The 13,997-nt window shown below is 56.8% G+C and carries 16 protein-coding genes; 8 read left to right on the top strand and 8 right to left on the bottom strand.

Annotated elements, in window-relative coordinates; genetic code table 11:
* Positions 1-277: 277 nt before the first annotated feature.
* Positions 278-1,630 carry an MATE family efflux transporter gene (locus tag ACQY5R_RS15760; protein ID WP_428610042.1) on the bottom strand — a complete coding sequence of 451 codons (1,353 nt, stop codon included), beginning with the start codon at positions 1,628-1,630 and terminating at the stop codon, positions 278-280.
* A 101-nt stretch (positions 1,631-1,731) separates the two neighbouring features.
* On the opposite strand from ACQY5R_RS15760, the gene arsN2 reads away from it, so the two are divergent.
* The 8 genes from arsN2 (at position 1,732) to ACQY5R_RS15720 (ending at position 9,039) form a co-directional block, all read left to right on the top strand.
* Positions 1,732-2,157, top strand: coding sequence for an arsenic resistance N-acetyltransferase ArsN2 (arsN2, locus tag ACQY5R_RS15755; protein WP_428610040.1), 426 nt, complete (start codon positions 1,732-1,734; stop codon positions 2,155-2,157).
* Between the two features lie 82 nt (positions 2,158-2,239).
* A complete protein-coding gene (locus ACQY5R_RS15750; RefSeq protein WP_428610038.1) occupies positions 2,240-2,797 on the top strand; it encodes a DUF1285 domain-containing protein in 558 nt (185 codons plus the stop codon).
* Between the two features lie 2 nt (positions 2,798-2,799).
* The gene (locus ACQY5R_RS15745) at positions 2,800-3,441 is read left to right on the top strand and encodes a lysophospholipid acyltransferase family protein (protein ID WP_428610037.1); all 642 of its coding nucleotides are present in this window, start codon (positions 2,800-2,802) and stop codon (positions 3,439-3,441) included.
* A gap of 26 nt (positions 3,442-3,467) precedes the next feature.
* Entirely contained in the window at positions 3,468-3,851 is a 384-nt protein-coding gene (gloA, locus tag ACQY5R_RS15740) for a lactoylglutathione lyase (RefSeq protein ID WP_428610036.1), read from the top strand.
* Positions 3,852-4,175: 324 nt separating this feature from the next.
* Positions 4,176-4,373 carry a hypothetical protein gene (locus ACQY5R_RS15735; RefSeq protein ID WP_428610034.1) on the top strand — a complete coding sequence of 66 codons (198 nt, stop codon included), beginning with the start codon at positions 4,176-4,178 and terminating at the stop codon, positions 4,371-4,373.
* A gap of 45 nt (positions 4,374-4,418) precedes the next feature.
* On the top strand, positions 4,419-7,196 hold the full coding sequence (locus tag ACQY5R_RS15730; RefSeq protein WP_428610033.1) for an ATP-binding protein: 2,778 nt from the start codon (positions 4,419-4,421) through the stop codon (positions 7,194-7,196).
* On the top strand, positions 7,168-7,542 hold the full coding sequence (locus tag ACQY5R_RS15725) for a response regulator transcription factor (protein ID WP_428610031.1): 375 nt from the start codon (positions 7,168-7,170) through the stop codon (positions 7,540-7,542). Before ACQY5R_RS15730 ends, ACQY5R_RS15725 begins: the two co-directional genes overlap by 29 nt.
* 15 nt (positions 7,543-7,557) lie before the next feature.
* Entirely contained in the window at positions 7,558-9,039 is a 1,482-nt protein-coding gene (locus ACQY5R_RS15720) for a DUF294 nucleotidyltransferase-like domain-containing protein (protein WP_428610029.1), read from the top strand.
* 61 nt (positions 9,040-9,100) lie between these two features.
* Here ACQY5R_RS15720 and ACQY5R_RS15715 read toward each other — a convergent pair whose 3' ends face one another.
* The 7 genes from ACQY5R_RS15715 to ACQY5R_RS15685 form a co-directional block, all read right to left on the bottom strand.
* Complete coding sequence (locus ACQY5R_RS15715) at positions 9,101-9,568, bottom strand: hypothetical protein (protein ID WP_428610027.1); 468 nt, start codon at positions 9,566-9,568, stop codon at positions 9,101-9,103.
* A gap of 429 nt (positions 9,569-9,997) precedes the next feature.
* Entirely contained in the window at positions 9,998-10,474 is a 477-nt protein-coding gene (locus ACQY5R_RS15710; RefSeq protein WP_428610025.1) for a MaoC/PaaZ C-terminal domain-containing protein, read from the bottom strand.
* A 51-nt stretch (positions 10,475-10,525) separates the two neighbouring features.
* On the bottom strand, positions 10,526-10,933 hold the full coding sequence (locus ACQY5R_RS15705; RefSeq protein ID WP_428610023.1) for a VOC family protein: 408 nt from the start codon (positions 10,931-10,933) through the stop codon (positions 10,526-10,528).
* A 429-nt stretch (positions 10,934-11,362) separates the two neighbouring features.
* Positions 11,363-12,013, bottom strand: a complete 651-nt coding sequence (locus ACQY5R_RS15700) for a TorF family putative porin (protein WP_428610021.1) — start codon at positions 12,011-12,013, stop codon at positions 11,363-11,365.
* Between the two features lie 389 nt (positions 12,014-12,402).
* Entirely contained in the window at positions 12,403-12,825 is a 423-nt protein-coding gene (locus tag ACQY5R_RS15695; RefSeq protein WP_428610019.1) for a DUF4399 domain-containing protein, read from the bottom strand.
* Positions 12,826-13,022: 197 nt separating this feature from the next.
* Positions 13,023-13,367, bottom strand: a complete 345-nt coding sequence (locus tag ACQY5R_RS15690; RefSeq protein ID WP_428610017.1) for a hypothetical protein — start codon at positions 13,365-13,367, stop codon at positions 13,023-13,025.
* Between the two features lie 187 nt (positions 13,368-13,554).
* A partial coding sequence (locus ACQY5R_RS15685) for a Crp/Fnr family transcriptional regulator (RefSeq protein WP_428610015.1) occupies positions 13,555-13,997 on the bottom strand: 443 nt, incomplete at its 5' end.

Genomic DNA, 13,997 nt, shown 5'->3' with positions numbered 1-13,997 from the left:
TTTTACGTTATCAATTGGTTTATTCGACATAAGTCTAGCTGTGGCGGGAATTAGACTTTTGTCTATTCAACTTTTTACGATGCTGCCGGAAGGTTTTAACCCGAATACCGGCTGGCACGGCAATTCAACGGACTTTTATCACGCGACATAACCGATATTAGCCACTTATTAAATCATCATCCTTAAAGCATCCGCATCATGATATCGGAGAAGAAGGCGGACTGACCTATTCTGTGCACCCACTTAAGCCAAGGTGCCAGAGGTGCGGCATCGTCGGTTACCTCGAAACAAGCTGTTCTCTACCCAATAGATAAAAACGCAGATTGAGCAACAACGCCGCCGTGGTCAGACCCACCGCCAGCCCACCCCAGAGCCCCTGCGGGCCTACCCCCCACTCTATGCCAATGACCCAGGCGGCAGGGAAGCCGACGGCCCAGTAGGCAAACATGGTTATAAACATCGGCACAGCGGTATCTTTCAATCCGCGCAACGCACCCGACGCCGAAACTTGCAGCCCGTCTGAGAACTGAAACAGGGCCGCGGCAAACAGCAGGGTCATGGCCATCTTTGCCACTGCCGCATCATTTGTGTAGAGACCCACAATCAGCTCCGGGAACAGCAACAGCAGGGTGGCAGACAGGGCCATGATGGCGCCCGCCATCACCACCCCCACCCGACCCCGGATAACGGCTAGCACCATATCCCCGGCACCTGCCGCATGGCCAACCCGAATGGTCACAGCCTGCGAGATACTCAGCGGCAACATAAACATCATGGCGGCGTAATTGAGCGCGATCTGGTGGGCCGCCATCTCCACTTTACCCAGGCTTCCCATCAGGATCGCCACCGCGCTAAACATACCCACCTCCATGATGATGGAGACCGCGATCGGCAGGCCCAATTTCAGGATTCGGGCAATCTCTTTCGGGCGTGGCCCAGAAAGTGCGGCAAACAGGGACAAATGCCGGAAACGCCGACCGCGAACCAGATAGAGGAACATCATCACCGCCCCGACCCAGAGCCCGATCGCGGTTGACAATGCAGCGCCCGCCGCCCCCATCACTGGAAAACCGAACCCGCCGAACATAAACAGGTAGTTACCGAATATATTGAGCGGGAGCAGCAAGAGTTGTATCAGCATCACCGGCTTGGTGTTGCTCAAGCCTTCATTCAGATAACGCGGCGCCAGATAGAGGCAGAGTCCCGGCATGCCCCAGGCACTGACCCGAAGATAGTCACCGGCCAGCGGGGCAATTTCCGGATCGATGGCCAGTGATGGCAACGCCGCCGCCATCCCATAAGTGATGGGTACCGCCGCCACACCGACCAGTATGGCGACCCAGAGCCCCTGGTGAAATTCAGCGGCGATCGCCCCATCGTCCCCGGCCCCGTTCAGATGGGCAACCAGGGGGGAAATCGCCAGTGTCGCACCGATACAACCCAGCAGCATCAGCCCCCAAAGCGAGGCGCCCAAACCGACCGCCGCCAGAACTGAAGCGCTGATCCGCCCCGCCATCACCGTGTCGATGAATCCCATCCCAACCTGCAGCAGTTGGGCAACCACCAGTGGAGCGGCCAGCGACAGAGTGGGAGCGGCCTCCCTTCGCCATAGGATCAACCAACGCGGCATAGCAAACTCTCAGGATAACAGTCAAAAGATAGCGGCCAACAGGGATCCACCGGACGCCCCTCTATAGGTTAAACTTGGTCTCAGCCGTTAAAGGAGGACCGATGCAAATCATACCCGCCAGCGATCTCGATATCGTCAAACAAATGCTGCGATCGGTTGGGTTGCCGACCGAGGATATCGACCACAATACGCCTGCGCAGTTCTATCTCGCTCTGATGGATGGTACGGTTGTCGCATTGGCCGGCGTTGAGTGCCACGGCCGGGAAGCGCTGCTACGCTCTCTGGTGGTAAGCCCCCTTTCCCGAGGCAAAGGTATCGGCGAGGCGCTGATATCGCATATCCAGAACATAGCCCGGGAACAGGGCGCCACGACGCTGTATCTACTCACCACCACTGCCGCGGACTATTTCCGCCATCTGGGCTTTCGTGATGTTCGCCGTGAAGAGACACCGGCAAGTATCCGCCAGACGCAGGAATTTTCCCATCTCTGCCCCGGTGACGCCGACATTCTTTGTCGTCTGATATAAGTTGGCCGGCATAGAGTAACGGGCGTCACGCTCTTGTCTATTCTTTGAGATAATCACTCGATATTTGCCACTGCAGAACACCATGTCCAAACTCGACAATATCCTGGAGCAGATCCAACAGCGCGAAGCTCACAGCACCGCCCATCAGCCGTGGAACCCGAGCCAGTGCGGTGATATCGATATCCGCATCGCCAGCGACGGAACCTGGTACCACGAGGGGCGTCCGTTCCGGCGCGAACAACTGGTCAAACTGTTTGCCTCGGTGTTGCGCCGGGAGACGGACGGTGAATACTACCTGCTAACACCCGCGGAGAAGATGCGCATTCAAGTCGATGACGCCCCCTATGTGATCGTGCAGATGGAACAGATTAACGAGCCACAACCGGCCCTGCTGTTCACCACCAACCTGGGGGACCAAGTGGTAGCCGATGCGACGCACCCGATCCGGGTCGAATTTGATCCCACCACCGGCGAACCACGCCCCTACATCCACTTCAGGGACAACCTGGACGCCCTGATCAACCGCAGCGTCTACCTGTCACTGGTGGATATCGGCGAGATGTTTGAGCATGAGGGCCAGAGCCATCTTGGTGTTACCAGCCAAGGGATGCGGTTTGACCTCGGGTCCGTTGAAGAGTAGCCATGCGTAGCCCCCGTATCACCCATGATTGTCCATCCACCAGTCTGGTCAGCTACTGGATCGGTCGAGGGCTGTTGACCCTGCTGGGCTGGAAAGTGGAGGGAGAGGTTCCCACCGGCACCAATTTTGTCGTGATCGCCGCACCCCATACCAGCAACTGGGATTTCCCTATCGGTCTTGCCGCCGCCTACCTGCTCCGTTTACGGGTCAACTGGATCGGCAAACATACCTTGTTTCGCTGGCCATACGGTGGGTTTATGCGCTGGCTGGGGGGGATAGGGGTCGACCGATCCAATCCAGCAGGCATCGCCGAACAGATGGCCCAACAACTGAAAAACGCCGACAGGATGGTACTGGCGATCACGCCGGATGGTACTCGCGGGAGACGGGAGTACTGGAAGTCCGGTTTTTACCGCATTGCCCTGGCCGCAAAAGTCCCGATATTTTGCGGTGCACTCGACTACCGGACTAAAACGGTCCGCATTGGACTCAGCTTCCTCCCTAGCGGCGATATTTCAGCAGACATGGCGCAGATCCGCGCCTTTTATGCCGATGTCAGCGGCGCCAATCCTGACAACCACACACCGATCCGCCTGAGCGAAGAGTTGGAATCCGACCCGACCGGGCAAATACAGGCATCCTGACCGCAACTCAACAAGAGATCAGAGCGATGAGAATACTCCACACCATGTTACGCACCGGCGATCTGCAGCGATCGATCGACTTTTATACTCAGATCCTGGGTATGAAACTGTTGCGGCAACAGGATTATCCTGAGGGGAAATTCACCCTCGCCTTTCTTGGTTACGGCGCTGAAGCGGAGCAGAGCGTAATAGAGCTGACCTATAACTGGGGCGTGGAAGCCTACGACTTGGGCAACGGTTACGGCCATATTGCCATTGAAGTGGACGATGTCTACCAGGCCACCGAACAGATCAAAGCACAAGACGGTAAGATTTTACGCGATGCCGGACCGATGAATGCGGGAAGCACCATCATCGCCTTCGTGGAAGATCCGGATGGCTACCCGATCGAGTTGATCGGAGCACGCTAAGCGACCGGGGTGAAACCAAACCGCCGATGCGTTAAGCCGCGTGCCGCGCATCTAACAACTTGGAGCAGATAGCTGACCCGGTAACGTCATAGGTTGCCCTATTGCCAACCTGGCGTATCCCCTTGTCCTATACTTAGAGAAATCCTGATTAAAGCCATCCCTGGCTTTAATCAGCGCACGAAAACAAAAAATGTGATTTTTCGTTTTCTTCATTTTCAATGGCTTACAGTCACTGAAAATGGCAGCACATCCTTGTACTGCTGGAACCTCTGAATTAATCAGATGTTCCGTAGGCGAATAAAATGCACTTAAAAGGGGGCTTGGGTGAGGCGAGCAATTCTGACCAGTCAACGGCTGCTGGCGGTGTTTCTCACCGGTATGCTGTTGCTGTTTTCACCGATTGTGTCACTGTTTGATAAGCCGGAATTTTGGTTCGGTATTCCGCTGATTTACTTCTACCTGTTTTCCGTTTGGGCCATTTTGATTGCCGCTATGGCCCTGATCATAGGCAGTAAAAAATGATGCCCGAGCACGCCTACGAGACACCCGCCGGATTGAGGTGTTGATATGCTCGGCGGCCCGTTGATTATTCTCATCTCGTTTTTATATCTCGGCCTGCTGTTTGCCATCGCCTACTGGGCCGACCGGCGCGCCGATCAAGGCCGGTCGGTGATCGACCGCCCAACGGTATATGCCCTGTCGCTGGCCGTTTACTGCACCGCCTGGACCTATTACGGCAGCGTCGGGCGGGCGGTGCAGAGCGGTATCGGTTTCTTGCCGATTTATCTGGGCCCCACCTTGGGCGCGGCACTCTGGGTGTTCCTGTTGCTGAAGATGATCCGGGTCAGCAAATCCCAGCGCATCACCTCGATTGCCGATTTCATCTCATCCCGTCACGGTAAAAGCCATCTATTGGGCGGTCTGGTAACCGTCATCGCGGTGGTCGGCATCGTGCCCTATATCGCCTTGCAACTGAAAGCGGTCTCCAACAGTTTTACTATCTTCCGGCACTACCCTGAGATCATCATGCCGGGCAAGACGGCCGCCCTACCCATATGGCAGGACACCGCCCTCTATGTGGCCCTGTTACTGGCACTGTTCACCATCCTGTTCGGTACCCGCCACCTGGACGCCAGTGAACGGCATGAAGGAATGGTGGCGGCCATCGCCTTTGAATCCATTGTTAAGCTGGTGGCGCTGACAGCGGTAGGCCTGTTTGTCACATTCGGTCTCTACCAGGGCTTTTCCGATGTGATGCAGCAGGCGCAACAGGCCGGACTGATGCAATCCATGATGCACGCCACCTCCGTCTCTGACCTGAACTGGTTTTCCTTCTCATTCCTGGCGGCGATGGCGGTGATCCTGCTGCCGCGCCAATTCCAGGTGGCTGTGGTAGAGAGTAGCAGCGAACGGCACATTACCCGTGCGGTTTGGCTGTTTCCGCTCTATCTGCTACTGATCAACATCTTTGTCCTGCCCATTGCCCTGGCCGGCCAGTTGGCGTTTCCCAACGGTAATATCGATGCCGATACCTTTGTATTGACCCTGCCCATTGCACACGGACAAGAGTGGCTGGCCATGTTCTCCTACATCGGCGGACTGTCGGCGGCCACCGGTATGGTGATTGTCGAGACCATCGCCCTCTCCACCATGGTCTGCAACGATCTGGTCATGCCGCTCCTGCTGCGTCATTGGCGTAGCCGCACCGTACCGGCCGATCTCACCGCGGTGCTGCTGCGGGTCCGGCGCGGGGCCATTTTCGCTATCCTGCTGCTCGGCTATACCTATTTCCACGTTGCCGGCGAAGCCTATGCGCTGGTTTCCATCGGCTTGATCAGCTTTGCCGCGGTGGCACAATTCGCCCCCACCATGATCGGCGGCCTCTATTGGCGCGGCGGCACCCGGGCGGGCGCTCTGGCCGGACTGGGTGCCGGATTCACCATCTGGCTCTACACCCTGCTGCTACCCTCATTTGCCAAATCCGGCTGGCTGCCGTCGGCTTTCCTCGAATACGGTCCGTTCGGTATTGCCTTGCTAAAACCCCAAGCACTGTTTGGTCTGGAGGAGATGAATGAGATCAGCCACTGCCTGTTTTGGAGCTTGACCGCCAACATCGGTGCCTACCTGATCGTCTCGCTGATCAAGCCGCCGAATGCGGAAGAGACCGCCCAGGCCAGCCTGTTTGTGGATGCCATGAAATATGACCGCCCGGCCGTCGGACTGTGGCGAGGAAGCGCCGAGGTCGCCGAGTTGAAGCGCCTGGCCGTCCGCTTCCTCGGGCGTAACAAAGTGGAAGAGGCATTTGCCGCATTCTCGGACCGCCGTGGCGATACCTATAACCCCTCAAAACCGGCGGATGCAGAGACCGTACATTTTGCCGAAACCCTACTGACCGGCGCCATCGGCAGCGCATCGGCCCGGGTCATGGTGGCCTCGGTAGCCCAGGAAGAGCCGCTGGGTTTGGATGAGGTGATGGGGATCCTGGACGAGGCGTCGCGCATCCGCGCCTACAGCAAAGAGCTGGAGAAGAAATCCCGTGAACTGGAAGCGGCCACGGCGGAATTGCGCGAGGCGAATGATCGGCTGAAAGAGCTGGACCAGCTGAAGGATGATTTCATGTCATCGGTCACCCACGAACTGCGCACCCCGCTCACCTCTATCCGCGCCTTCTCGGAGATGCTGTTCGACGATCCCAGGATTCAGCTGGAAGACCGTAAACGCTTTCTTGGTATCATCGTCAGCGAGACTGAGCGCCTGACCCGGCTGGTCAACCAGGTCCTGGACCTGGCGCGGATCGAATCCGGACGTGGTGAATGGACCACCGGCGAAGTGAACTTGGCCCGGATGATCCAACAATCGATCGAAGCCACGGAGCAACTGGTTCGAGACAAAGGCGCGGTGATCGAAACCCGCATTCCGGACGGTGACTTCCAGGTCTGGGCGGACCATGACCGCCTGATGCAGGTGATGCTCAATCTACTCTCGAACGCCGTCAAATTTGTTCCCGGCGACAGCGGCAAGATCCGCGTCACGCTGACGGATAACCGGGAGAGCTATCAGGTCAGCGTGGCGGATAACGGTCCGGGTATCGCACGGGACAAACAAGAGATGATCTTCGAGAAATTCCAGCGCGGCGATGATGATGGCACGGCCAATTCCATGGGTACCGGACTGGGGCTGCCGATCAGTCGCCAGATCATTGAACACTTTGGTGGAACCCTGTGGGTGGAAAGCCAACCCGGAAAGGGTGCTATCTTCTCTTTTAAGATGCCAAAAGGCAGCGACCCGCTGCCTTCCAACGAGACGGGGCCAAGTGATGAGCCAACATATACTGATCGTGGATGATGAAAAGAATATCGCCATCTCTGTTGATTACCTGCTGCGACGGGAAGGCTTTGAGGTGTCCGTCGCCCATGACGGCGAAGAGGGGATGAGGCTGATCCGCGAGGAGCGACCTGACCTGGTACTGCTCGACATCATGATGCCAAAACTAGACGGTTTCCAGGTTTGCGAAACGGTCAGGCAGGACCCGACATTGGCCAACATCCGCATTGTCATGCTCACCGCCAAGGGTCGCGATGCGGAAAAAGAGAAGGGATTGGCGCTGGGAGCCGACGCCTACATCACCAAACCTTTCTCGACACGTGAGTTGATCAGTCAGGTGAAGGCCCTGCTTGAGCCATCGGCATAGGGAGGATATTTCGCTATGGAACGCAACAGAGACGGCACATCGGACATGGGCGGCAGTTACGCCCAGGCATCCGGGCCGGGATTTGTCGAGGGGCCTTTACGTTACCTGGTACAACGCCCCCCGCTGACGCTTCCTCCATCCGCCACGGTACGGGAAGCTCTGGCGGGCATGAATCAGATGCAGGCCGACACCCTGGTGGTGGTGGATGAGGGGGAAAACCTGCCGCTCGGTATTGTCACCCTGAATGACCTGGTCTATGCCATCACCCTGGATGGCGGCGGTCTGGACGAACCGGTAGCCGGCATGATGACGGCGGCCCCGCTCAGCCTGCCGGCCGATGCCCCGGCCCACCGGGCGACCGTCCTAATGGCCAAGCGGGGGGTCCGGCATATTGTGCTGCAGGAAACCGATGGCCGCCTCTACAACGTCATCTCCCGCGCCGACCTGTTTGGACTGCGCGGCGGAGGTGCCGACCTGCTGGCTGAATCGGTCACCGCCGCCATGGACGTGGAGAGCATGTCGCGGGCCGCCGCCGCCATCCGCCAGCGCGGCGCCGAACTGTTCAACGGCGGCATGAGTGCCGAAGCCATCTGCCACTGGATGTCGGCCCTGAACGATCTGGTGGTGATGCGCATCATCGAATTGGTCGAGAATGAGTTCGATCTGCCCGCCGTACCCTGGTGCTGGATGGTCATGGGTTCCGAGGGCCGCCTGGAACAGACCTTCTCCACCGACCAGGATAACGGCCTGGTGTTTCAGGCGGACGATGCGGCCAGTGCCGCCCGTCTGCGCGACGCCTTCCTCCCCTTTGCCCGCGCCGTCAACAAAGGGCTGGACGCCTGCGGTTTTACCCTCTGTCGTGGCGGTATCATGGCGGGCAATCCAGCCTGGTGCCTGAGTCTCGATGAGTGGAAGGGTCACTTCAGCGAATGGCTGCGCACTCCCGATCCCACAGCGCTGTTGAACAGCACCATCTTTTTCGATTTCCGGCCGCTGTATGGCCGCTACGAATTGGTGGATGCACTGCGCACCTGGCTGTTGCCGCAACCACCGCAACACCCGCGCTTCCTGCGTGCCCTGGCCGAAGAGGCCTTGACCTGCGCACCACCGTTGGGCTGGACTGGCGGGTTTGTCTATGACGGCGGCATCGAGCACCCCCACAGCATCGATTTAAAACGCTTTGGCGCCCGGCCATTCGTCGATGCAGCCCGGATCTGGAGTCTGATGTACGGGATCTGGGCCACCAGTACCGGTGACCGGTTACGAGCCGTAGCGGAGCCGCTCAAACTGTCGCCCGAACAGGTGGCCGGCGAGGTGGAGTCGTTCTATCTGATACAGCGCTTTCGATTCCGTCAGCAGTTGCTGGCAGAGGATCCGGATGATGTCAATCGCGTCGACCCCGATACCCTGAATGAATTGCACCGGTTGATGCTGAAAGAGGCATTCAAGCAGGCCAAGAAAATCCAGCTGCGGCTGAAGCTACAGCACAGTCTCTAGCCTTCCGCGTAGTGGCACAAAAACGTGCCCGCCGTGCCAAACCGCCACACCGGAGCCGCACCTACAATCCGTCCTCATCCCGCTGCAACTGCTCGATGGCGGAGACCTGTCCGTCGACAAATTCCACCCGTGCCACCGTGTATGCCTCACGGGTTTCACTGTTAATCCAAACACTCCGAAAGGTGACCCGCTGCTGTCCATTGCTGTCCAGGTAATAGACGGGAATACTCATGCGATCCAACTGGGGCGTATGGCGGATACGGGTATAGCCCCATACAGTGGCGCGCTTCTCGCGGGTGGTGCGGGTAAAGACTTGGTCCGGCTCACCCCAGGCGAGCCGCACCATATCGCCGGTAAACCCGATCTCAACCCGACCCTGGCGAACCTGCTCCTGTATCGCCACCGGAAACGCATCGAACAGCCCCTGGTTCTCGGTGATGCGCCGGTCACGCAACTCCTGCACCGAGGCGCAGCCAGCCAGTGTCAGCAACAGGAAGAGCGCGAGTATGGCGGTCTTGCGAAACAGCATAATCCCCTCCATAACAGTGCGGCCGTTTGGTCATGCCGCAACGGCCCTACAGCTAAAAGTATAGGTTCTTCGTCGGGCGGCGAAAAACTCGGCCAATGGCCGTTGGCTGGATATGTCCGCTATCTCCAAAAAGGATATTCCGCAGAGTTTATGGGAAAACTTCACTGACCCCGTCATCTCGCACTAAACCCGTCATTCCGGTTCATGCCGGCATGACGGGATCCTAAAGATATCAGCTTATCTGTTACCTAAGCCTGGTAGGGTGGCACGTCTTTTGTGCCCACGCGGTTATTGCGCAGTAGGTATTCCCACGCGGTTATCGCGAAGTAGGCATTCCCACGCGGAGCGTGGGAACGAGAAAGGTTGTCAGGATGCCGGCGACACCGGTAAAAGGGCAGACACGGGGGCCTCCTACAGTCGGCCTTCTCGCTACCCGGGCCGCCGGCGTACAAACCAGGTGGAACTGAGCGTCGCCACTACCTCATCACCTTGGCGGGAAATCGTATTCTGCAGTTTGAGCATACCTTCACCGGGACGGCTACCCAGCTCACGCGCTTCGCTAATCTCCGTCCGCGCCATGAGATGGTCACCGGCGAACACCGGTTTCAGCCAGCGGATATTGTCCCAACCGGGGGAGATCACAGTCTCGGCATTGGGAAACGCCTCTTTGCTGAGGCGGCGCCAGATCGCCGCCACCTGTGGACCCGACGCAATCAGTCCGCCCCACCCTTGGGCAACGGCCACCGCTTCATCCAGATGAAACGGCTCGGGATCATACAAAGAGGCAAAGGCGATCATTTCGTCGCGACGCATCTCCCAGTCACCGTATTCAAACTGCTGGCCGATAGTAAAATCCTCAAACCAGACCAAGTCCGGATAAACCCCGGTTGATGAACGCTCTTGCATCGCTTTACCTCTGCACGGCAATAACTGCCGCATTGCCGAATAACTATAAAATCAATCGGCCGGCCCAATCCAAAAGAACGGATTATGCGCCACCTCCCAGAGATGACCGTCCGGGTCTTTGAAGTATCCCGAATAACCGCCCCAAAACACTTTTTGCCCCGGCTTTACCAGGGTGGCTCCCGCCGCCACCGCCTGGGCGAGCAGCGTATCCACTTCCGCTTCGCTTTCCACATTGTGTGCCAGGGCAAAGCTGTTGAAGCCGCTCCCTTCCGGCGACACCTGGGCATCTTCCGCCAACGCTTCACGGCCATACAGGCCGAGCCAACTGCCGTTCAGGGTAAAAAAAGCCACCGTTGGCGGTGACTCCATGCGCGGGAATCCCAGCCCCTCTTCATAGAAACGAATAGACTTTTCCATATCCCTGACGCCCAGGGTAATCATGCTGATTCTTGGTTTCATCCACAACCTCCTTGGTTAAGACTATCCGGTAGAGGATAGCGGAACACAGCACACAGAGCACCCTGCCCATTCACTCGGAGGGCACCCGAGTAAATAGACGGCTTTCCGTGGTAGGCGGATGCCGGCGGTCGGCGGTCGTCAAGCCTGCTTGTTCAGCGCGAATCAGCCGCGCTTAGCTGGCTGGGACCAGTACCAATAAACGACGCTCAGCACTCCGGCGAATCGCTCTAAGATCTGATTTTTATGGACAGTGGCCTCGATTTATATCAAGCCAAAAAAGAAATGGGACTCCACCACTGCAGGGGAACAGTGGGCAATGATAGGGATCACTTCTACTTTATTGAAGATACGGCAGCACACGACAGGCGGTGTCACCGTCACAGACTTTCAGGCACCGGGGCGGATGGATGCCGCCCCGGGGGGGTATTATCAGTAGCTTTTTGAGATAGTCAGGATACCGCGGCCATCAGCCAGGGAGTTATTACTGGCATCGGTGTCGGTATAGGCCAGTTCAAAATCGACGCCATAGAACGATTTGGTCACGCCTATTTTCCAGTCTGTGACCTCTTGGCCGCTATCGGGATCGTTATAACCGACATGCAAGCCGAGACCAAAATCCTGCGGCAAGGTAAAGTCGGCGCCGACTTCCCAATAAGTGTTGTCATTGTCCGGGTCATGCGAAACCTTGGCACTGAGGAAGTCATAACTCAGCCCCAGATAAACCTCTTCAAAATTGATATTGGACTCACTGGGATAATCGTAGTGAATCACGCCCACATCCAGGCCAACGCCGCTGGCAAATTCGGTGCTGTAACCGCCATAGAGATCTAACTCTACATTGGCATCACTTTTGAAATCGACATTGGAACCCCACACCCCCAAATAAAAACCGCTGGCGTGGGCAAAATCAAAGCCGCCCTGGATGGCCGGTCCGTTATCGGTCTGCGACGTACCCCGCCAGACATAGTCTGACGTCAGGGCCACGTTGGCACTGATGGGACTTGCATCCTCAGCCAACACCAACCCGGTGTAAGAACCGAGCACAAGACAACAGGCGACGGATAATTTTTTCAGCTTCATTGGACCTACCTTCATGCAATGTGATGTATCAAACAAAAGACCACATAACCGCGGTCGACTGCCAATCGCTCAGCATAGCCTGTGCCAAATCAAAATAACGCTTTTAATACAATAGGTTAATAAAAATAACGATCAAGAATCCTCATTCCTTACGCACACAAAATGTGCGCCGGCACCCCTCCCCTCAGCAAGTCATGATACAAACCAGTGCAATCGCTTCAGGTAAAGCCTTCATGACAACTGGGCGTGCAACGTATGGGAACTATCCGGCCGGTTGACGGGGAAGAGAACGACCGCTTGGGATGAGGGGGAAAGGGACTACCGAAGCACTGTGCGGTATACCGCACTGCCTTCGAGACAGACAGTGCGGCTTATGGAGGGTTGTCCTGTTATTTGACGGTAACCGTCACCACATCGGAGACCACCGGTGGATCATGGGGAACATGCCCCTTGTCACCCAGAATCAACTGCAGGGTATGCCTACCCGGACTCAGGGTCAGCTCGGCCTGGGTCTGGCCGCCACCAAAATGTTTGATCTCCTTACCCAAAGGCTGATCCATTGCCGGCATCATCTTGCCATCAATCAGCAGATGATGATGGCCGGTTTTCTCCTTTTCCGTACCGGCCGGTGCCACACCCATCCCCTTTAAGCCAAAGGTCACCACAAAGGTGCGGGGAACCGTATCGCCATCGGCCGGTGAAATAATGTAGACCGCCGCACCGGAGGGTGACGGTGTACGCATCATCTCCGCCGTAGCCAGTGGAGTAATAAACAGCAGTGACAACAGCAGTGGGACTTTGAACATTTTCATCGATCGCTCCTTGATGGCACATACAGATCGGACGGCTTGTTGAGCATTAACTCTACGTCTATAGAACGAGATAGATACTCAAACTAGATCCTGAGGCATGGTGTGAAAGGTTTGGAGTCTCGATAGTAGGGAGAATGGCCGGCCCTAACAACATAGAGAAAGTGTGTGAAAACGACAGGCCAAGAAACCAATTGTACTTAGCGCACCCGGTAACCGGCATGACAAGCCACGCAGCTTGCGGTGATATCTTGCAGCGCCCGATAAGCCGATGGCACATCCCCCTCCTGAGCCGTACGGGAAAAGCGGCTGGCGGCATGATGCAATTCGGTGCCGGCCTGGCGCATCCCCTCCGGGTAATAGGGAGCTATATGGCTGGCTCCGTGTTTATCCAGGGAACTCATGCCCAGCTCTGACTCTGCTAAATCGGACGCTTCATCAAGTTCTCCTGCCCCAAGCAGTTGCAAGAGCCGGTCAACCACCACCAAATGGCCACGCATATTCTGCAGCATGTGCGCCTGCATCGGCGCCGGCAAATCGACCATGATCCGTGTATCCGTCTCGGCAAAGGCTGGCGAGACCACCAAACAAATAAGTAACGTTACTGCAATACAAAAGGGTTTAAACATGAGATGCCTCTGAAGATCTGCTAGTAGGCGGTCATTCTAGGAAAAGGGAGGGAGGGCGGCGTATGATTCAAATCATACGGGGAAATATTTAAGGAATCGTCGCTTAAAGCAGCCGAATAACCCCAGCTTGCCTCTGCAATACACCCGACTGTTCCAGCTGGCTCAACTCACGATAAAAGGTCTCATGAGCCAAGCCAATTCGATACGCCGTCTCTTTTAGAGATAAAGAAAAAACCACCTGTCCGGACTCATCCGCTTGCCCTCGGACAAAGGCCAACACCCGCTCTCTTGCGGAACGGATATTCTTCAGCTCATTGATCAGGCGCAGATCCCGTATCTGCCGCGCAAAGCGGGTCAGCACCTGCTTCATCAATGAAGGCTCTCTGTCCAGCAACGCCAACAGTTCAGCTTTGCCAAAACAGCTCAGCTCAGAGCGAATATCCGCTATAGCAGAACAGTGGTAACAGTCGGAAAACAGGGAAGCTTCCGCGATCGAGTCACCCGACAAGGCAACAAACTGCACCACCGGGTTCCCGTCAACCGTAT

The sequence above is a fragment of the Sedimenticola sp. genome, assembly GCF_050289425.1.
Lineage (GTDB): Bacteria > Pseudomonadota > Gammaproteobacteria > Chromatiales > Chromatiaceae > Sedimenticola.
This window is presented reverse-complemented; position numbering and strand designations above follow the sequence as displayed.